Consider the following 18,410-nt stretch of genomic DNA (forward strand, 5'->3'; position numbering starts at 1 on the left):
ATCTTGGCCATTTCCGGCAGTTGCCGCAATAGGCCACAGGAACCACCTTGTCCCCAAAATTCACTGGCAGTTAGAAAGCGGGGTGTGCAACAGAGAATCGCCATTCTGGGCGCCGTGATACTGGCCGTCACAACGGCCGCCGTACCGGCTCAGGCGGCACCCACCCCGCCCCCCGCCCAGGTAGAGCCCGCCAAGACGATCACCCTCATCACCGGGGACAAGGTCACCCTCCGCGCGCTCCCCAACAAGCAGACCCAGCTCGACATCGCTCCCGCCCCCGGCCGGGAGAAGATCGACTTCGTGCACCGCCGGTCCACGGAGGGGCTCAGCATCGTGCCCGTGGACGCCATGCCACTCCTGGCGGCGGGCACACTGGACCCGCGGCTGTTCAACGTCACCAAGCTGGCCGCGCTCGGCTACGACGACGCCGCCAGCCCCGGGCTCCCGCTCATCCTGACGTACCCGGAGCAGGCCGGCGCCGCCACGCTCAAGGCCGCGGGCGGGCGTCCGCTGCCCGCGATCAACGGTGTGGCCAGGAACGAGCCCCGTACCGGTGCGCTCTGGAAGACCCTGACCGCGCAGGCCAGGACGTCGGCGGGTCGACAATCCGGGCCCGCGAAGATCTGGCTCGACGGCAAGGCCAAGGTGTCGCTCGACGTCAGCGTCCCGCACATCGGCGCGCCCGCGGCCTGGGCGGCCGGCCACACCGGCAAGGACGTCCCCGTCGCGGTCCTCGACACCGGCTACGACCCCGCCCACCCCGATCTGCAGGGCCTGGTCGCCAAGGCCGAGAACTTCACCTCCGAGCCGGACACGCGCGACCTGCACGGCCACGGCACCCACGTCTCCGCCACGATCGCCGGCTCCGGCGCCGCCTCGGGCGGCACGCACAAGGGCGTCGCCCCCGGCGCCCGGCTGCTCATCGGCAAGGTCTGCGACCAGAGCGGCTTCTGTCCCGACTCGGGCATCATCGAGGGCATGACATGGGCGGCGGAGAACGGCGCCCGCGTCGCCAACCTCAGCCTCGGCGGCCCCGACATGGCCGGCACCGACCCGCTGGAGCAGGCCGTCGACACCCTCACGGAGAAGTACGGCACGCTGTTCGTGATCGCCGCGGGCAACGACGGGCCCCAGCACCTCGGCTCCCCGGGCAGCGCGGACAGTGCGCTGTCGGTCGGCGCCTCCCACCGCGACGCCGACACGGTGGCCGATTTCAGCAGCACCGGCCCGCGCCCCGGCGACGCCGCGGTCAAGCCGGACCTCATCGCACCCGGCGTGGGCATCGTCGCCGCCAGGGCCGCCGGCACCGCCGCCGGAGCGCCCGCCGACGACTCCTACACGGCGATGAGCGGCACGTCCATGGCCACTCCGCACGTGGCGGGCGCCGCGGCGATCGTCGCCGGCCTGCACCCCGACTGGAAGGCCGGCCGCATCAAGGCGGCGCTCATGGCGTCCACCGCCCCCGGTGCCGAGCTGGGCGCCTACGTCCAGGGCGCCGGCCGCGTGGACGTCGCCCGGGCCATCACCCAGCAGGTCACGGCCGAGCCGGTCTCGCTCTCCATGGGAGACCTCGAGCTGCCTGACACCCAGCCGAAGGAGCGCACGCTCACCTACCGCAACGACGGCGACGCCGCCACCCGGCTGGAGCTCGAGGTGACGGCCAAAGACGGCCACGGCGAGCCGGCGACGGTGTTCGCGCTCGGCGCCACCACGGTCGAGGTACCCGCGCACGGCACCGCCCAGGTCACCGTGACCGCCCGGCCCGGCGCCACCGGCATCTACAGCGGCACGGTCGTGGCCGAGGGCGGCGGCGTCACCGTACGCACCGGCATCGGCATGCGCGTCGAACCGGAGAAGCGCGGCCTCAAGCTGACCTTCACCGGCACGGACGGGCAGCCCGCCCAGAACGCCTTCGCCGGGGTGATCGACCTCGACGCCAAGGAACAGACCAACTACGACATCGCCGGCGGCACCCTGGACCTGCGGCTGCTCAAGGGTCACCGCTACACGGTCGTCACCTTGATGGCCGACCACGACGGCACGCTGGTGATGGCCGCCGAGCCGGAGTTCACCCTCGACGCCGACCGCACCGTCACCGCCGACGCCCGCCGGGCCAAGCCGGTGGACGTGCGTACGGAGGAGCCGACCGCGCGGCTGGCCATCGGCCTGTTCGGCATGCTGCAGCTCATCGAGGGCATGCAGCCCTTCGGCGTGGACGTGGACCTGAATTCCCTGTGGGGCGCGGACCGCGTCGAAGGCATCAAGGCCATCCCGACGACCCGCACGGCCAGCAAGAACTTCGCCTACTACCGCTGGACCCAATGGGCCAAGCCCAAGGACGACGGCAGCTATGACGACAGCCCGTACTTCTATCACCTGATGAAGGCCGAGCCGCGCATCCCCGCCGACCCCGGCTACCGCCCGCGCCGCCGCGACCTCGCCGAGGTCACCTCCACCTACGCCACGCAGCACGACGTGAAGTTCGGCGAGCACATGGCGCTGCCCGTGCTGTACGGGACGGAGCTGGCGTGGATGCCCTACAGCCACGTCTCCCGCCTCTCGCTGCCCTTCCGCAGGACCGAGTACTACACGCCCGGCGACACCGGCTGGTACCCGTCCTTCGTCCAGTACCGCACGCCCCCGGACGGCCTGAACGACCTCGACCAGTTCTTCTTCGGCAAGACCACCGTCTACCGGGCCGGCCAGAAGACCACCGACCGCTGGAACAACGGCGTCTTCGCGGCCGGGCTCAGCCCCGGCGGGGACCTCAACTGGCGTGAGGACAACATGCTGCAGTTCGCGGCCGGCCTGTTCGAGGACGGCACCCCCGACCGCATCTCCTACGGCGAGTACGCCTCCCCGCAGGCCAAGCTCTACCGCGACGGAAAGGAGATCTACGCCGCCGACTACCTGCCCGGCTGGATCGACGTGCCCGCAGAGCAGAAGGAGAGCGACTACCGGCTCACCATGACCGCCGACCGCGCTTCCGCCCAGACCAAGGTGTCCACGCGGGTCAGCGCCGAGTGGCGGTTCCGGTCGAAGACCCCCGAGCCGGGCAAGCGGCAGGTGCTGCCGCTGCTGGCCGTCAAGATCAGCCCAGAGCTGGACGAGCGCAACCGGGCCGCCGTGGGCCACATGCGCATCCCACTGCGCCTGCAACGCCAGGACGGCTCGCCCGATCTGAAGCTGCGCACGCTCACGGTGGAGATCTCCTACGACGACGGCCGCACCTGGCTGCCCACGCTGGTGCATCCGTCGGCCAAGGGCGGCTGGTCCGCCGAGACCTGGCACCCGGCCGGGGCGCGCGGGACGTTCGCCTCGCTGCGCGTCAAGGCCGCCGACACCGGCGGCAACGCTTTCGCCGAGACCGTCATCAGGGCGTACCAGATCAAATGATTCAAGCGGAAGGCCCCGCTTCGGCGGGGGCCTTCCGGCCATTTAGGTGATGCGCTCGAGAACGACGACCGGGATGTCGCGGTCGGTCTTGCGCTGGTATTCGTCGTAGTCCGGCCACGTGCTCGTCATGAGCCGCCAGAGCACGGGCTTGTCCTCGCCGCTCGCCGTGTGGGCGCGGGCCTTGAACTTGTCGCCCTTGACCTGCACCTCGACGTCAGGGTTGGCCTTCAGGTTCTTGTACCACTCGGGATGGTCGGGATCCCCGCCCTTGGAGGCCACGACCACGTGGTCGTCGCCGTGCCGCTGGTAGATGAGCGGGGTCGTGTATGGTTTGCCCGATTTGCGGCCTTTGGTGGTGAGGAGGAGGACTGTGGTGTTGTTCCAGTCGTGTCCTTCCGCGCCGTCGGTCTCCTGATAGCGCCGGACGTGTTCCTTGCCATAGAGCATGCCGTCCAGCTACCCACCTCCGGCGTGACCTCACCGTTACTCGACGGGGTCTGTACGAGAAGTTAACAAGGCTGGCACACTGCATTTGTGTAAGCGCTTACACCGCCTCATGATGAAAGCGCTTACACAAAGGAGCGGCTCCATGGACGTGACCATCTACGAGGTGGCCCAACGCGCCGGCGTGTCGATCGCGACCGTGTCCAGGGCCCTGCGCGGCACCGGACCCGTTGCGGCCAAGACCCGCGAGAAGGTGCTCAAGGCCGTCGAGGAGCTCAACTTCACGCCCAGCCGCCTCGGCGTCAGCCTGGCCGAGGGCCGGCACGCCGCCAACGGCGTCGTCTTCCCCGACCTCGCCGGCCCTTACTACACCGAGGTGCTGCTCGGTTACGAGGAGGTCGCCTCCGAGCTGGGCCGCTCGGTGGTCATCCTGTCGACCAAGGGCCGCACCAGGGTCAACGACCTGATCAAGGACCTGGCCGGGCGCGTGGACGGCCTGCTGGTCTTCGGCCACGCCGTCCCCGACCCGCTGATCGCCGAGCTGGTCCGGCTCGGCGTGCGGCTGGTGGTCATCTCCCGCGACCCGCTGCCCGGCGCGGACACGCTGCGCAGCGAGAACACCGCCTCGGCTCGGGCGCTGGCCGAGCACCTGGCCGGCCACGGCTACGAGCGCTTCGCGTTTCTCGGCGCGCCGCTGGCCAGCGGCGACGACGTGGACGAGCGCTGGCGCGGCGTGCGGTCGGTGCTCGGCGGCGCGATCGAGGCCGTGGCCACGCGGGAGTACACCGTGGAGTGCGGCTTCGACGCCGCCAGGGCGCTGCTCAAGGACAAGCGGCCGGAGGCCATCGTCTGCTCCGACGACGAGGTGGCGCTGGGGGCGCTGCTGGCGGCCGAGGAGCTCGGCCTCGACGTGCCCGGCGACGTGGCCGTCACCGGCTGGGACGACATCATGGCCGCCCGCCACGCCAGACCCGCGCTGACCACCGTGCGCCAGCCGATGCGCGAGCTCGGCGCCCGCGCCGCCCGCGCGCTCGACGAGCTGATCACCGGCGTCCGCGACACGCCGAGCCACCTCATCCTGACCACCGAGCTGGTCGTGCGCGCCAGCTGCGGTCCCCACCCCCAGGAGGTAAGAACGTGAACACCATCACCCGGCGCGCCGGAGTCCGCGCCACCGGCGGCCTGCTCGCTCTCGCGATCCTGGCCGCGGGCTGCGGCCGCGACGCCGCTCAGGCGCCCGAGCAGGCGCAGAACGTCACGACCGGCAAAGTCACGGGGGAGGTCACGGTCTGGGCGATGGGGGAGGAAGGCAAGGCGCTCGGCACGTTCGTCAAGGACTTCGAGAGCGCCAACCCCGGCGTGAAGGTCAACGTCACGGCGATCGGGTGGGACGTGGCGCACGACAAGATCACCGCGGCCATCGCGGGCGGCGCCACTCCCGACGTGAGCATGATCGGCTCGACCTGGTCGGGCGAGCTGGCCAAGACCGGCGCCCTCGACCCCACCCCGCCCAATCTGGTGGACAAGGCGGCGTTCTTCCCCGGCGCGTGGCAGACGGTCGAGCTCAACGGCACGGCGTACGGGGTGCCGTGGTACGTCGAGACCCGCGTCCTCTACTACCGCACCGACCAGGCGAAGAAGGCCGGAGTGGAGCCGCCGGAGACCTGGCGGGAGTTCACCGAGTTCACCAGGGCGCTCAAGGACAAGGGCGGGGCCAAGGACGGCTTCCAGCAGAGCTACACGCTCGGCGCGTCCTGGCAGGAGACGCTGCCGCTGATCTGGCAGGCCGGCGGCGAGATCGTCAAGGACGGCCGATACACCTTCGACACCCCCGAGGCGGTGACCGCGCTCAAGCAGTACGAGTCGCTGTTCAAGCAGAAGCTCGCCCCGACCAACACGGCCGAGGGCGCCTTCCCGCAGACCTTCATCAAGGGCGAGGTCGGCGGCTTCTTCTCAGGACCGTGGATGATCGGGGTGCTCAACAACGACGGCGGGCCGGACTTCAAGGACAAGTTCGACGTCGCCCCGTACCCCAAGGGTCCGGTCTCGGGCACCAGCTTCATCGGCGGCTCCGCCATGGCGGTGTTCAAGAAGGCGAAGAACCGTGACGCGGCCTGGACGTTCCTGCAATGGCTGAGCGAGCCGAAGGTGCAGGCCAAGTGGTACACGACGGTCAAGGCGCTGCCTGCCGTGCAGGTGGCCTGGCAGGAGCCCGAGCTGACCGCCGACAAGCAGCTGGCCGTCTTCGGCGAGCAGCTCAAGGACGCCAAGACGCCGCCGCCGTTCCCGACGTGGGAGCAGGTGGCCAGGGTGCTCGAGGCGGAGCTGGAGAAGCTGGCCCGCGGCGCCCAGACACCCGAGCAGACGGCCAAGTCCATCCAGTCGCAGGCCGACACGATCGGGACCGGCCTGTGAACCTGGCGGTCCCCACGACGGGACGGGCGGCGGACGTCGTCCGGATCGCGTTACGCCGGAGCTGGATCGGCTGGATGTTCATCCTGCCGTTCGTGGTGCTGTTCGTGGTGTTCTACCTGGGGCCGCTGCTCGTCGGCATCGGCATGAGCTTCACCGACATGCGCAGCACCGACGTGACGAACCCGTTCGCCGTCGACCTCGTCGGCGTCGACAACTACCTGCGGCTGGTCAACGACGGCGCCATGCGGCGGGCGGCCGTCAACACGCTCGTGTTCGTGGTCACGACGCTGCCGCTGACCATCGGGCTCGGGCTGGCCGCCGCTGTCCTGCTCAACTCGGGCATCGCCCGCCTGCCCGCGGCGTTCTTCCGGCTCGGCTACTACCTGCCGAACATCACCAGCATCATCGGCATCGCCGTGGCCTGGAAGTTCCTCCTGGAGCCGGAGGCCGGCCTGGTCAACCGGCTGCTGGAGCTGGCCGGCGTCCAGGGCCCGAACTGGCTGCAGAACCAGAGCACCGCCCTGCCCGCGATCATCGTCATGACCGCGTGGCGCAGCTTCGGCTTCAACATGGTCGTGCTGCTGGCCGCGCTCCAGACCATCCCGAGAGAGCTGTACGAGGCCGCCGAGGTGGACGGCGCCGGGCGCTGGGCCCGCTTCCGCTCGGTGACCGTGCCCTCGCTCCGCCCCGTGCTGCTGTTCTGCACCGTCTACAGCTCGGTCGGGTTCATGCAGTTCCTGGAGGAGCCGCTGGTGATGACCCGCGGCGGACCGCTGAACGCCACGCTGTCGGCGTCGCTGGCGATCTTCAACCAATTCGGGGTCGGCAATTACGGCTACGCCGGCGCCGCCTCGACGGTGTTGTTCACCGTGATCGTGGCGCTGGCCGTCCTGCAGCTGAGGCTGGGGAGGAACAGGTGAAGAGGACCCGCCGCCAGCACGCGGTCGTCTACCTCGGGCTCACCCTCGGCCTGGCGCTGGTCGTGGGGCCGTTCCTGTGGACCGCGCTGAGCTCGGTCAAGCCCGAGCGGGAGATCAGGCGCGACCCGCCGACGTTCTGGCCCGAGACGTGGACGCTGGACAACTTCGCCGAGCTGTTCGAGCGGGTGAACATCGGCACCGCGTTCGCCAACAGCATGATCATCGCGCTCGTGCTGGTGGCCACCAACCTGCTGTTCTGCTCCATGGTGGGCTACGCCTTCGCCAAGCTCGACTTCCGCGGCAAGAACCTGGCGTTCGGGCTCGTCCTGGTCCAGCTGGCGATCCCGGCGATCGTGCTCATGATGCCGCAGTTCGTGCTGATCGCGAGACTCGGCATGGTCAACACCTTCATCGGGATCATCCTGCCGACCGTGGTGACCCCGCTCGGCGTGTTCATGATGCGGCAGTTCATCTCCGACCTGCCCGACGAGCTGATCGACGCCGCCAGGGTGGACGGCGCGCGGGAGTTCCGGATCTTCTTCACGATCATCCTGCCGCTCTGCGGGCCGCCGCTGGCCACCCTCGGGCTGATCACGTTCCTCGGCTCGTGGAACAACTTCCTGTGGCCGGCCGTGGTCGCGCAGAGCGAGAACATGTACACCCTCCCGGTCGCGCTCAACATCCTCAACGGCAACGAAGGCACCCACTACAACCTGCTGGTCGCGGGGTCGGTCGTGGTGATCGCGCCGATCCTGTTCCTGTTCGTCTTCCTGCAGCGCTTCTTCATCCAGGGAATCGCCACCTCCGGACTCAAGTAAGAGGAGCCCCTCATGCGTAAGACCGTCCTGTCCGGCTTAGTCGTGCTGGCGCTCACGGTGCCGGCCGCTCCCGCGAACGCCGACAGCACGCTCCACCGCTACGCGAAGGACACCTGGCGGTCGATGGCCGCCATGGTCGAGCCGGCCACCGGCCTGCCCGCCGACAAGGTGACCGGCGACCTCAAGACCCGGGCGAAGGTCACCTCGCCCACCAACATCGGCACGTACCTGTGGAGCACGCTCACCGCCCGCGACCTGCGCCTGATCACCGGCCAGGACGCCGCCGCCAGGATCGGCCGGGTCCTCACGGCGCTGGAGCGGCTGGAGCGCAACGCCCCCACCGGCCAGTTCTACAACTGGTACGACCCCGCAACCCTCCAGCTCGTCCGCACCTGGCCGGAGACCGGCGACCCGGTCCGCCTGTTCGCCTCCAGCGTGGACAACGGCTGGCTGGCCACGGCCCTCATGATGGTCCGCAACGCGACCCCGCAACATGCCGCCCGCGCCAACCGGCTGCTGACCTCGATGAACTTCACGTCCTACTACGACCCGGCGGCCCGCCCCGACGCCGGCACGGGCCTGCTGCGCGGCGGCTTCTGGCCGGAGCCGCCCGACGGCTGCTACGTCGAGAGCGACTACGCCGGCACCGGCACGACCGTCTACTCCACCTGCCACCACTACGGCGCGCCCGCCGAGACCCGCATCGGCCAGTACGTGGGCATCGCGCTCGGCCAGATCCCGCGCGAGAGCTACTTCGGCCCGTACCGGACCTTCCCCGACAACGGCTGCGACTTCGGCTGGCAGGAACAGAAGCCGGTCGGCTCGTGGAAGCGGTATCTGGGCGTGAACGTCTGGGAGGGCACCTACGGCTACCGCGGCATGCGGTACGTCCCCAACTGGGGCGGCTCCATGTTCGAGGCCCTCATGCCCGACCTCGTCGTCCCCGAGGCGGCGTGGGCGCCGCGCAGCTGGGGCCGCAACCACCCGGTCTTCGTCCGGGCCCAGATCGAGCACGGGCTCAACGAGGCCAAGTACGGCTACTGGGGCTTCTCTCCGTCCAACGACCCGCACGGCGGCTACCGCGAGTACGGCGTGGACCCGCTCGGCATGGACGCGCCGGGCTACACCTCCGACCGCGAGCGCACCAGCACCGACCCCGGCTACGAGGGCTGCCGCCCCGCCCAGCCCGAGCCGGCCACCTACGGCGACGGCGTGGTGACGCCGCACGCGAGCTTCCTGGCGCTGCCGTACGCGAAGGCCGCGGCCATGGACAACCTGGCCAAGCTGCGCCGCGACTTCGACGCCTACGGCCCCGGCGGCTTCTACGACGCGATCGCCGTCCGCTCCGGCGTGGTGTCGACCTGGTACCTGGCCCTCGATCAGGGCATGGTCATGGCCGCCCTCGGCAACGTGCTCGCCGGCGGCAACCTGCACCGCTACTTCGCCGGCTCCGGCGTGGAGGCCAAGCTCCGCCCGGTGATGCAGCTCGAAGAATGGGATGTTCGATGAAACGGGGAAGCCATTGACTAACACGCCCGCCCATCGCGACTGGCAGGACCGCATCGGCCAGGCGTCCGGCGAGATCGCCGCGGCCTCCCGGCCCGACCTGGAGGCCCCGACCGGCCTCCGGGCGGTGCCCGGCGCCGGCGTCGTGACGCTGACCTGGGATCCCGTGCCCGGCGCCATCGGCTACCTGGTGCACAGGGACGGGGAGCCGATCGGGCAGCCGGACGTGGACGTGCCGGCCGTCCCGTCCTGCCAGTACGTCGACACGGGCCACGGGGCGGCGGACTACGCGGTGGCCGCCATCTCCGCGATGGACACGATCGGGCCGTTGTCCCCGGCGGTCGAGGCCGGGCCCGCCGCGTCCGCCCGGGAGGTCTCCGTCCACGTGGACGCCCGGCGGACGAGCGGTGACCTGCCGCGCCCCTGGAAGCTCATGGTGGGCTCGGAGCACCTGTCGTACCTCCTCAACACCGACGAGAGCGGCGGGCGGCCCATCGGCGAGGAGTTGACCGAGGCGCTGCGGATCACACGGGACGAGCTCGGCGTCGAGACCGTGCGGGCGCACGGCATCCTCTGCGACGACCTGGGCGTGTACAAGCAGGGAAACGTCTACGACTTCAGCGGCGTGGACCGGGTCTACGACACCGTCACCGGCCTGGGCCTGCGCCCGGTCGTGGAGCTCGGGTTCATGCCGCGGGACCTGGCCGCCGACCCGTCCAAGACCGTGTTCGGATATGAGGCGATCATCTCGCCGCCCAAGGACTTCGAGGCGTGGGGCGATCTGGTGCGGGCCCTGGTCGAGCACCTGGCCGCCCGATACGGCATCCACGAGCTGATCGACCACTGGGCCTTCGAGGTGTGGAACGAGCCCAACCTGGCCGTCTTCTGGTCCGGCACGCCCGAGGAGTATTTCCTGCTCTACGACGTCACCGCCGCCGCCGTGAAGAACGTGCACCCCGACCTGCGCGTCGGCGGCCCCGCCTCGGCCGCGAACGGCTGGATCGAGGAACTGCTCGCCCACGTCGCCGAGTCCGGGGCGGCACTCGACTTCCTGTCCACGCACACCTACGGCAATGCCCCGCTCGACTGGCGCCCGGCCCTGGCCAGGCACGGGCGGGACATCCCCATCTGGTGGACCGAATGGGGTCCCACGCCGACCCACTTCCACGGCATCGGCGACGGGCCGTTCGGGGCGGCGTTCCTGCTGCACGGCATGAAGTCGGCCGCGGGCAGGATCGGCGCGCTGTCGCACTGGGTGGCCTCCGACCACTTCGAGGAGCTGGGCCGCCCGCCCCGGCTCTTCCATGGCGGCTTCGGCCTCCTCACCGTCGGCAACCTGCGCAAGCCCCGCTTCCACGCGCTCGCGCTCGCCGCCCGTCTCGGCGACGCCGAGCTGCCGGCCACGTCGGAGGGGGACGTGGCCGGCGTGGAGGCGTGGGCGGCCCGGCACGACGACGGCCGGATCGGCGTGCTGCTCTGGAACGGCACGCTCAACCACGCCCAGGCGACCGGCGCCCCCGAGCTGGCCCGCACGATCACCCTGACCATCGACGGCCTGGACGGCCGCCCACGCACGCTCACCCACCACCGCATCGACCACCATCACTCCAACATCGAGGCCGTCTGGCACGCTATGGGGGGTGGAGACTGGCCGGCGGACGAGCAGTGGGACAAACTCCGCGCCGCCAACACCCTCGACGAGCTGGACCCGCCCGTCACGGTCACCGGCACCGGCGTCACGCTGCGCTTCGACCTGCCCATGCCGGGGGTGTCCTTCATCGAGCTGTCGGGCTGAGCGGCGGTCCTGTACGGCCGCGTCCGCCGGTGGGACCCTGTGCCCATGACCGATCCGGCCGCGGCGCTCGCCGCCCGCATCGAGCGGTTCGAGCAGGCCGCGGATCCCGGGCTGATCTGGGATCCCGCGGCGCTGGACGAGGCCGAGCAGGCGATGCGGGCGTGCGCCGGCGACCGGTCCGACGCCGCCGCCTGGCGCCTGATCGGCATGCTCCACCTGGCCCGCTACCGGCTCGACCAGCGGACCACGCAGGACGCCGCGGTGGCGGGCGCCTTCTTCGCCGCCGTGGCCGTGGTAGACCCCGGGCGGCTGCCGGAGAAGCTGCGCGGCTCGGGCATGCCGCCCGGCGACTCGGCCGGCACGTGGGCCGGGCTGCTGGAGGAGATCTTCCTGCACGTGGACCCGGCCGCGTACCGGCACGTCGGGCTGCTCATCCACGCCTTGGTCCGCCGTGCGGTGGCCCACCCGACCGTGGACACCGCCGACCGGCTCCAGCAGCTGCTGGTACAGCAGGCCATGCGCTCGGCCGACCCGTCCTGGGCGCCCGGCGCGCTCGCGCTGCTCGGCGGCGGACTGGTCCGGCTGCACGGGCAGACGGGCGCGCGGGAGCTCATCGACGACGCCGTGCACGTGCTGTTCAGGGCGGCCTTGGGGGCGCCCGGCGAGGTGGCCTACCGGGGGGAGCTGGCCGCGGCGCTCGCGTTGGCGGCGCCCGGCGAGGAGGACCTGGTCAGGGCCTACCTCGCGGCCGCGGAATCAGCACCGGGCAGCCGCGACAGGTCGCAGACGCTGCTGGCGCTCGTGGAGCTCACGCGGGCGCGGGCGGCCGGCTCGGTCCTGGACGACGACCTGCTGGCGTTCATCAGGGTGGGGCAGTGCGCGCTGGACTTCTGGCACGAGCAGTGGGCGCATCCCGGGGTGCTGGCGCCGTACGCGGCGGGGCTCGTCGAGTGGTACGTGGTCACGGGGGACGAGCGCTCGCTCGAGGCCGGCCGGGAGATGCTGGACGCCCTGGGCGTCGCCCCCGGCGAGCCGGCCCGCGGACGGGAGGACTCGTTCGCCCAGATCGGTGGCGATTCGCTGGGCCGCCTCGCCGCCGACCCGATCGTGCGCCTCGCACTGCTGGCCGAGCGCCGGTGGCGCCGCTACGGCGTCACCGGGGAGCAGGCCGACCTGGACGTGGCCATCGACGCCATCCGCGAAGCAGCCGGACCGGCCCCGCCCGGCCACCCCGACCGCGCGCGCCTGCTGGCCACCCTGGCGAACGCGCTGCTCGAGCGGGCCGTGGTCACCGGAGGCGACCCCACGGAGCCGATCACCGCCGCCCGCGCGGCCCTCGCCGCCCACGCCGAACAGGACCCCGCCCGGCCCGAAGCACTCCTCCTGCTCGCCCAGTCCCTGAGCCTGCGCCTCACCCCCGCGACAGCGGACGAGGCGGTCACCGCACTGCGCGAGACCCTCACCTCCGCCGACCACCTGACGCTCCGCGCCGACGCCTACGGCCGGCTGTCGGAGGTGCTCCAATGGCGCGCCGCCCACCCGGCCCCCGCGCCGCCTGAGGGAGCGGGGGCCGAGGACGTGAACGACGCCGTCCTGGCCGCCCGCCAAGGCCTCGAGCTGGCCGTGAAGACCTCCCGCGACCAGGCCCCCGCCCAGCGGCTGCTGTCCCACGCCCTGCTGACCCGCTTCTCCGCCCTGGGCGACGCCCGCGACCTGAGCGAAGCCCTGGCCCTGGCCAGGAACGGCGACGCCGGCCTGCTGAACCGGCTGTCCGCCGTACTCGACGGCCCGCCGCCGGCGATGGACGAGCACCTCGTGCAGGCCGCCGTCGAGCTCGCGCTCCTGACCTCGGACGAGGACCTGACGCTCAAGCTCCTCCACTTCGCCGAGCACCAGTTCGACCCGGCCGGTGAACGCGGTCAGGCGCCGGGCGATCGCGGGGGGTTCCTGCTGTCCGCGGCGCTCCGACTGGCCGAGCTGGGCCGCCTCAGGGCCGCCAACGCCGTGCTGGCCAGGGCGGCGGCCGCGTTCGACGAGGCCGGCGAGCGCGCCAGGAGCGCCGACGCGCTCTCCAGGCTCGGCTTCAACCATGCGGAGCTGGACGAGCCGGCCCAGGCCCTGGAGGCGTACGAACGTTCGGCGGCCGTCTACCGCGCCCTGGGCGAGACTCGATCCGAGGCCCGGCAGCTCGCCAGCATGGGCGTGGTCCTCCTGCGGGCCGGCGACCCCGCCCGCGCCGTCGACCGGCACCTCCGCGCGGCCGCCCTGTACGCAGCCGCCGGACTGGCCGCCGAGGAGGCGTCACTCCAGGCCGAGGCGGCCGACGCCTGCCTGGCCGCCGGCGATCCGGCCGCGGCGGTGGCGTGCGCGGCCCGGGCCCGCGAGATGTACCTGACGCTGGGCGAGCAGAAACCGGCGGCCACCGCGCTGATCCCCGCCGCCCGCGCCGCCGTCGACCAGGGCGACCTCACCGCGGCGGTGGAGCGCATGACCGCCTGCGCCATCGAGCTGGAGGCCGCCGGGGCGTGGGAGGACGCCTGCCGGGCGCTCGACGCGCACGCCGTCCTGCTGGCCGGGCGCGGCCACCGCCCGCAGGCCGCCGCCTGCGAGGCCCGCGTGGTGGAGATCGTACGGCGGAGGGGGGAGCGCCGGGATCCCGCCGACGAGTGGTACCGCATCGCGCAACGCCGCCGCGCCACCGGCGACGCCGTGGGCGCCAGGGCCGCCTTCGAGCTGGCGGAACGCGAGTACGAGGCGATCAGCCACCATGACGGCTCCGCCTCGGTCCGCTACAACCTGGGCGTGCTCGCGTACACGGAGGGTGATGCCGAGCGGGCGCTGGAGGAGTTCGGGGCGGCGGGGGAGACGTTCGCGCGGATGCGGGCGCCCGTCAAGGAGGCGGTCGCCCTGACCATGCGCGCCTTCTGCCTGGCCGGCCTGGATCGGGTGGACGACGCCGTGCCGGAGCTGCAGCGGGCGCTGGAGCTGGCCGCCGGCGAAGGAGACCTCGACGCCCTCTTCGTCGCCACCCTGCACCGCGCCGTGCTCGACCTGCGGCGGGGCGAGTTCGTGGAGGCGGGGGAGCGCCTGCACGCAGCCCTCGGCCCGGCCGTCGCCGACCCGCTGAAGGATGGCGGTGGTTGGTCTGGGCCGATCGGTCCGGCGGGGCGGTGACGGGGCCTCGCCACCTCCGGCGGAGGCGCCGTTCGAGGCTCCGCACCGGCGAGGGGCCGGCGCAGGCGTTGCGCGAGGCCGTGCTGGACTAGTGGTCCATCCACTTCGAGTCCGGCATCAGCGTGGCCACGACCAGGTAGCCGAAGAAGCCGACCGCGAGCCCCACCGCGTAGGCCCCGAACACCTCGGGCACGTCGAACAACGCCGTCACCGCCCCGCCGCCCACCGCGGCCAGCACCGTGGCGAGGTCGGTCAGACCCACGGCGCCCTCCCTGCGGCGCAGCGTCCGATATGTGATCCAGCCGATCACCAGCCCGAAGCAGATCGCGCCGAGCACCGCCATGGGAACCTCCTCGTCGTTCAGACCGCCACCAGCGAGCCTCGCGCCGTGTGCCGTGCCGGCCGGAAGGATCTTCGTTCACCATGGCACGCGGCGAGACCTTCTGACTAGACGTACGACTTGGCCGCACTGACGAGTTCGGCCGTGCCGTTGGGCGTGTCGACGTAGAGGGCGGCTTCCGGGGTGCGCTCGCGGACGTCCTGGTCGCGGATGGCGAACACGGCCGGAGCCACGCCCACGTCGCCGTAGCGGCTCGCCACGGCCTCGCCGATCGCCTGCCGCACGTCCCCGACCACGTCCCTGGCCGTGTGGCCGGAGCCGGAAGCGGCGAGGTAACCCAGCATCCCCGCGAATCGCAGCTCCGTCTCGGCCGCCGGCCGCTGCTCGGGCAGCACGGGCCGGTCCAGCCAGAACACCTTGCCCGTGAGGAACGCCTCGTAGCCGGCGCCCTCGTGGCCCAGCACGCGTGCCGTCCCGGCGAGCAACGCCCCGAACTCGGCCAGGTCCGCCTCCGGCGGCAGGTCCGTCGTGACGAACAGGGGCACGATCAGCGAGTCGACCATAGGCTCATCCCTCCATGAGGAGGCTCATCGTAGGGTGCCCCACCGACAATCCCCGCGCCCGCCACACCGGCCGCTCAGCGATCGATCCACTCGTCCTCGAGTGCCGAGTGCACGATCGAGTCGCGCCACCCGTGCGGCGTGTGCACGTGGTGCCGGATCCGGCCCTCCTCCACCATCCCCGCCGTCAGCATCGCCAGCTGCGCGGGCAGGTTGGCCGGCGACCGGGCACCCCAGATCCGGTGCAGCCCGAGCTCCTTGAACCCGAACGACAGCAGCAGCCGCACCAGGTCCGTGCCGACCCCGCGGCCCCACACGTCGGGGTGGAGCCCGAAGCCGATCTCCGCGCTGTGCGGGTGCTCGGACTCGATGCTCAGGCGGGCCACCCCGATCAGGTCACGGCGCTCGGCGTCGACCACGGCCATCACGTAGAGCAGCCGCGGCTGCGCGCAGACCGCCGCCATGGCCTCGTCCACCAGGTCCGCGACCTCGCCCAAGGTGCGCGGCGCGAACGGCATGTGCTGCGTCACGGTGGGATCGCCGTAGATGGCGTGCAGCGCGGGCACGTCGGCCTCGGTCACGTCACGGAGGCCGAGTCGTTCCCTGTTCCACACCACCTGGCGCATGCGCAGACGGTAACGCGAGTTCCGTGATCTTTACAAGCCCTTGTCAAGTCGCGAGTTGACTGCCGTAAGCTCGCGCGACAAGTTCGGCGACCGCGCTGTGCGAGCCGAGCGGCTCCGCATGCCCGGCGTTGATCTCCGCGGCGGCCCGCTCGACGATCCCCGGGGGCGCCTCGTGGCCGATCATGCAGGGGGCGATCGCCAGCCGCTCGGCGCCGGCCGCGCGCAGGCGCTGGGCGGCGACGCTCACGCCCGGTTCGCTGTCGAGCGCGGCGGCCACGACCGGGAGCGTGAGCCGGGAGGCCAGCAGCACCGCGGTGGCCTGCACGGCGCGCACCGCGCGCTCGCCGCCGACGGTGCCGAGGATGACGGCGTCCACGGGGCTGGAGACGTTCAGCAGGCGGACGCGGTCGGCCCGGGCCAGGCCGCGCTCGGCGAGCCGGATGTGCAGCGCCTCGGCCAGCAGCGGGTGCGGCCCGAGCGCGTCGGACACCGCGGCCCCTGAGCCGCCGGCCGCCACGGCCTTGCCGATCTCCGCCATGACGACGGGGTCTTCCCAGGTGAGCAGGGGCACGATGACCACGTCGCGGCCGGTGGGAAGGGAGTCCGCCAGGTCGGCGACGCTCGACAGCCGGACCTCGATCTGGGGGTTGTCCACGCGTACCACGGCCGCGATCTCTTCCGCCACGCCGGCGGTGTCGCCGGGGGTGGCGAGCACGAGCACAGGAGCGTCCGGCGGCAGGGACGTGGGCACGGGCCGGCGGTGGCGACCGCCGCCCGGCCGAGGGGAACGTTCACGTACAGGCAGGCTCACAGGCGGGCAGTTTATGCCCATTCGATGGGTGTTGTTCCGTGAATAGATGGCGATTCCGTCACAACCCTGACCCTGTGCTCGAGATCACATCGTGATCCCTCGGAACGTTGACTTATCCATACAAAACGGAAAGCTTGGAGCAACTAGAAACGCGTTCTAGAGCGATGTCCCACAACCGTCCCCCGGAGGATGGGTCATGAAGCCGTTCTATGTCCGCGAGCTGGGCGTTTACCCGGTCGGTCGCCGCCGGATCTTCCTGCTGGCGATCGCGGTCCTGGCGAGTCTGGTGGCCAACTTCGAGACCACGATCGCCACCATCCTGCCCCTCCTCATGGAGGACCTGGGCATGTCGCTCACCGTCTACGGGCAGATCGCCGCGCTGTCGGTGCTCGTGGGCGGGCTTTCGGCCGGTTTCGGGGGCATCCTGTCCGACCGGTGGGGGCGGGTGACGATCCTGGTGCCCACCCTGACCGTCACGGCCGCCTGCAACTTCCTGCTCGCCACCGTGGACTCCGTGGCCGGCCTGTTCTGGATCCGCTGCCTGATGTTGTTCATCGAGGGCGCGGGGATCACGATCACCGCCTCGCTCGTCCGGGACTTCTCACCGCGGCTGGGCCGGGCGCAGGCGTTCGCGTTCTGGACGTGGGGTCCCGTCGGGGCGTCGTTCCTGGCCTCGTTCATCGCGGGGTTCACGCTGCCGCTGTTCGGCAACGCGTGGCAGTCGCAGGCGATCATCATGGGTGTCGTGTCGCTGGGCATGTGCGGCGTCATCATCTGGAAGATCGCCGAGCCGTCGGCGGCGCTGCGGGCCGAGGTGCTCGAATCCGAGATGGCCGTGCAGGCCGAGGGGCGGACCCAGCACGGCCGGGTGCGTGAGCTGTTCCGGCATCCGCACCTGTGGGCCCACGTCCTCGGCAATACCGGCTGGCAGGTCCTCTACTGGACGTTCGCGATCTTCGGCCAGACCATACTGACGGGCGCGTTCGGCATGGACCCGGCGGCGGCCAACCGGGTGGTGGCGCTGGGTATCGTGCTCAACGCCGTGGCTGTGGTCGTCGTGGGCCGGGTCTCGGACCGGATCCAGCTGCGCAAGCCGTTCACCGCCGTGGGCACCCTGCTGACCGTGGCGATGCTCGTGTACTTCATCACCCTGATCGGCCCGGGCGTCCCGGCGGCGCAGGTGACCGTCGTGTACGCACTGCTCTACCTGTTCATGGGCGTCGCGTACGTGCCGTGGATGGCCAACTTCTCCGAGAACGCCGAGGACGTCGAATCCCGGCTGCAGGGCTCGGCCCTCGGCATCTGGGGCATGGTCGTCCGCGTCATGATCGTGGTGCTCCTGGTGGTCTCGCCGCTGGTAGTGGAATCTGGCGGCTGGCAGACCTGGCTCGGCGTGGCGCTCGCCGGACAGGTCGTGTTCCTGGTCTCGATGGCGGCCTTCAAGGGCAGATGGCGTACGGCGCTCAGCGTGCCGGCAGCACAACCGGCCGCGGATTCCCCGGGGCCCACACCGTGATGCCCTGCGGCGGCGACCTCACGTAACCGCACCCTTCCGCGCGGGCGGCGGTGGCAGCCGCCGCCCGCCTTCGCGGCAATCGAGGGGTG

14 protein-coding genes are annotated in these 18,410 nt (G+C 71.5%); 9 read left to right on the top strand and 5 right to left on the bottom strand.

What is annotated here, in order from left to right:
• Positions 1-84: 84 nt before the first annotated feature.
• Positions 85-3,396: a S8 family serine peptidase gene (locus ACTWQA_RS13370; RefSeq protein WP_443159542.1), complete on the top strand. Its 3,312-nt coding sequence runs from the start codon at positions 85-87 to the stop codon at positions 3,394-3,396.
• A 42-nt stretch (positions 3,397-3,438) separates the two neighbouring features.
• Here the strand turns inward: ACTWQA_RS13370 and ACTWQA_RS13375 are convergent, their stop codons facing one another.
• Positions 3,439-3,843 carry a nitroreductase family deazaflavin-dependent oxidoreductase gene (locus tag ACTWQA_RS13375; RefSeq protein WP_305923539.1) on the bottom strand — a complete coding sequence of 135 codons (405 nt, stop codon included), beginning with the start codon at positions 3,841-3,843 and terminating at the stop codon, positions 3,439-3,441.
• Between the two features lie 142 nt (positions 3,844-3,985).
• Between ACTWQA_RS13375 and ACTWQA_RS13380 the strand changes: the two genes are divergently transcribed.
• The 7 genes from ACTWQA_RS13380 to ACTWQA_RS13410 are packed head-to-tail and all read left to right on the top strand — an operon-like array spanning position 3,986 to position 14,468.
• Entirely contained in the window at positions 3,986-4,981 is a 996-nt protein-coding gene (locus ACTWQA_RS13380) for a LacI family DNA-binding transcriptional regulator (RefSeq protein ID WP_443159543.1), read from the top strand.
• Positions 4,978-6,255 (top strand): sugar ABC transporter substrate-binding protein, encoded by a 1,278-nt coding sequence (locus ACTWQA_RS13385; protein WP_443159544.1) that lies wholly within the window; start codon positions 4,978-4,980, stop codon positions 6,253-6,255. Before ACTWQA_RS13380 ends, ACTWQA_RS13385 begins: the two co-directional genes overlap by 4 nt.
• The gene (locus ACTWQA_RS13390) at positions 6,252-7,175 is read left to right on the top strand and encodes a carbohydrate ABC transporter permease (RefSeq protein ID WP_443159545.1); all 924 of its coding nucleotides are present in this window, start codon (positions 6,252-6,254) and stop codon (positions 7,173-7,175) included. The genes ACTWQA_RS13385 and ACTWQA_RS13390 overlap by 4 nt, the downstream gene beginning before the upstream one ends.
• The gene (locus ACTWQA_RS13395) at positions 7,172-7,993 is read left to right on the top strand and encodes a carbohydrate ABC transporter permease (protein ID WP_443159546.1); all 822 of its coding nucleotides are present in this window, start codon (positions 7,172-7,174) and stop codon (positions 7,991-7,993) included. Before ACTWQA_RS13390 ends, ACTWQA_RS13395 begins: the two co-directional genes overlap by 4 nt.
• A 12-nt stretch (positions 7,994-8,005) precedes the next feature.
• Positions 8,006-9,502 carry a glucoamylase family protein gene (locus tag ACTWQA_RS13400; protein ID WP_443159547.1) on the top strand — a complete coding sequence of 499 codons (1,497 nt, stop codon included), beginning with the start codon at positions 8,006-8,008 and terminating at the stop codon, positions 9,500-9,502.
• Positions 9,503-9,515: 13 nt separating this feature from the next.
• Positions 9,516-11,294: a GH39 family glycosyl hydrolase gene (locus ACTWQA_RS13405; RefSeq protein WP_443159548.1), complete on the top strand. Its 1,779-nt coding sequence runs from the start codon at positions 9,516-9,518 to the stop codon at positions 11,292-11,294.
• A gap of 45 nt (positions 11,295-11,339) precedes the next feature.
• Positions 11,340-14,468, top strand: coding sequence for a tetratricopeptide repeat protein (locus ACTWQA_RS13410; protein ID WP_443159549.1), 3,129 nt, complete (start codon positions 11,340-11,342; stop codon positions 14,466-14,468).
• 88 nt (positions 14,469-14,556) lie between these two features.
• Here the strand turns inward: ACTWQA_RS13410 and ACTWQA_RS13415 are convergent, their stop codons facing one another.
• From ACTWQA_RS13415 to ACTWQA_RS13430, 4 genes are all read right to left on the bottom strand, one after another.
• Positions 14,557-14,811 (bottom strand): hypothetical protein, encoded by a 255-nt coding sequence (locus ACTWQA_RS13415; protein WP_305923548.1) that lies wholly within the window; start codon positions 14,809-14,811, stop codon positions 14,557-14,559.
• A 104-nt stretch (positions 14,812-14,915) separates the two neighbouring features.
• The gene (locus tag ACTWQA_RS13420; RefSeq protein ID WP_443159550.1) at positions 14,916-15,371 is read right to left on the bottom strand and encodes a hypothetical protein; all 456 of its coding nucleotides are present in this window, start codon (positions 15,369-15,371) and stop codon (positions 14,916-14,918) included.
• 74 nt (positions 15,372-15,445) lie between these two features.
• Positions 15,446-15,994 carry a GNAT family N-acetyltransferase gene (locus ACTWQA_RS13425; protein ID WP_443159551.1) on the bottom strand — a complete coding sequence of 183 codons (549 nt, stop codon included), beginning with the start codon at positions 15,992-15,994 and terminating at the stop codon, positions 15,446-15,448.
• Between the two features lie 43 nt (positions 15,995-16,037).
• On the bottom strand, positions 16,038-16,745 hold the full coding sequence (locus ACTWQA_RS13430) for a sirohydrochlorin chelatase (RefSeq protein WP_305923551.1): 708 nt from the start codon (positions 16,743-16,745) through the stop codon (positions 16,038-16,040).
• 256 nt (positions 16,746-17,001) lie between these two features.
• Here ACTWQA_RS13430 and ACTWQA_RS13435 point away from each other — a divergent pair, with 256 nt between their 5' ends.
• A complete protein-coding gene (locus ACTWQA_RS13435; RefSeq protein ID WP_443159552.1) occupies positions 17,002-18,321 on the top strand; it encodes an MFS transporter in 1,320 nt (439 codons plus the stop codon).
• Positions 18,322-18,410: the final 89 nt, after the last annotated feature.

The sequence above is a fragment of the Nonomuraea sp. 10N515B genome (assembly GCF_052245915.1).
GTDB lineage: Bacteria > Actinomycetota > Actinomycetes > Streptosporangiales > Streptosporangiaceae > Nonomuraea.

What these genes read in the sequence shown, in the direction of transcription:
- ACTWQA_RS13375 (WP_305923539.1), bottom strand. Translation starts at nt 3,843, where the DNA reads ATGCTCTATGGCAAGGAACACGTCCGGCGCTATCAGGAGACCGACGGC.
- ACTWQA_RS13380 (WP_443159543.1), top strand. Translation starts at nt 3,986, where the DNA reads ATGGACGTGACCATCTACGAGGTGGCCCAACGCGCCGGCGTGTCGATC.
- ACTWQA_RS13400 (WP_443159547.1), top strand. Translation starts at nt 8,006, where the DNA reads ATGCGTAAGACCGTCCTGTCCGGCTTAGTCGTGCTGGCGCTCACGGTG.
- ACTWQA_RS13410 (WP_443159549.1), top strand. Translation starts at nt 11,340, where the DNA reads ATGACCGATCCGGCCGCGGCGCTCGCCGCCCGCATCGAGCGGTTCGAG.
- ACTWQA_RS13415 (WP_305923548.1), bottom strand. Translation starts at nt 14,811, where the DNA reads ATGGCGGTGCTCGGCGCGATCTGCTTCGGGCTGGTGATCGGCTGGATC.
- ACTWQA_RS13420 (WP_443159550.1), bottom strand. Translation starts at nt 15,371, where the DNA reads ATGGTCGACTCGCTGATCGTGCCCCTGTTCGTCACGACGGACCTGCCG.
- ACTWQA_RS13425 (WP_443159551.1), bottom strand. Translation starts at nt 15,994, where the DNA reads ATGCGCCAGGTGGTGTGGAACAGGGAACGACTCGGCCTCCGTGACGTG.
- ACTWQA_RS13435 (WP_443159552.1), top strand. Translation starts at nt 17,002, where the DNA reads ATGAAGCCGTTCTATGTCCGCGAGCTGGGCGTTTACCCGGTCGGTCGC.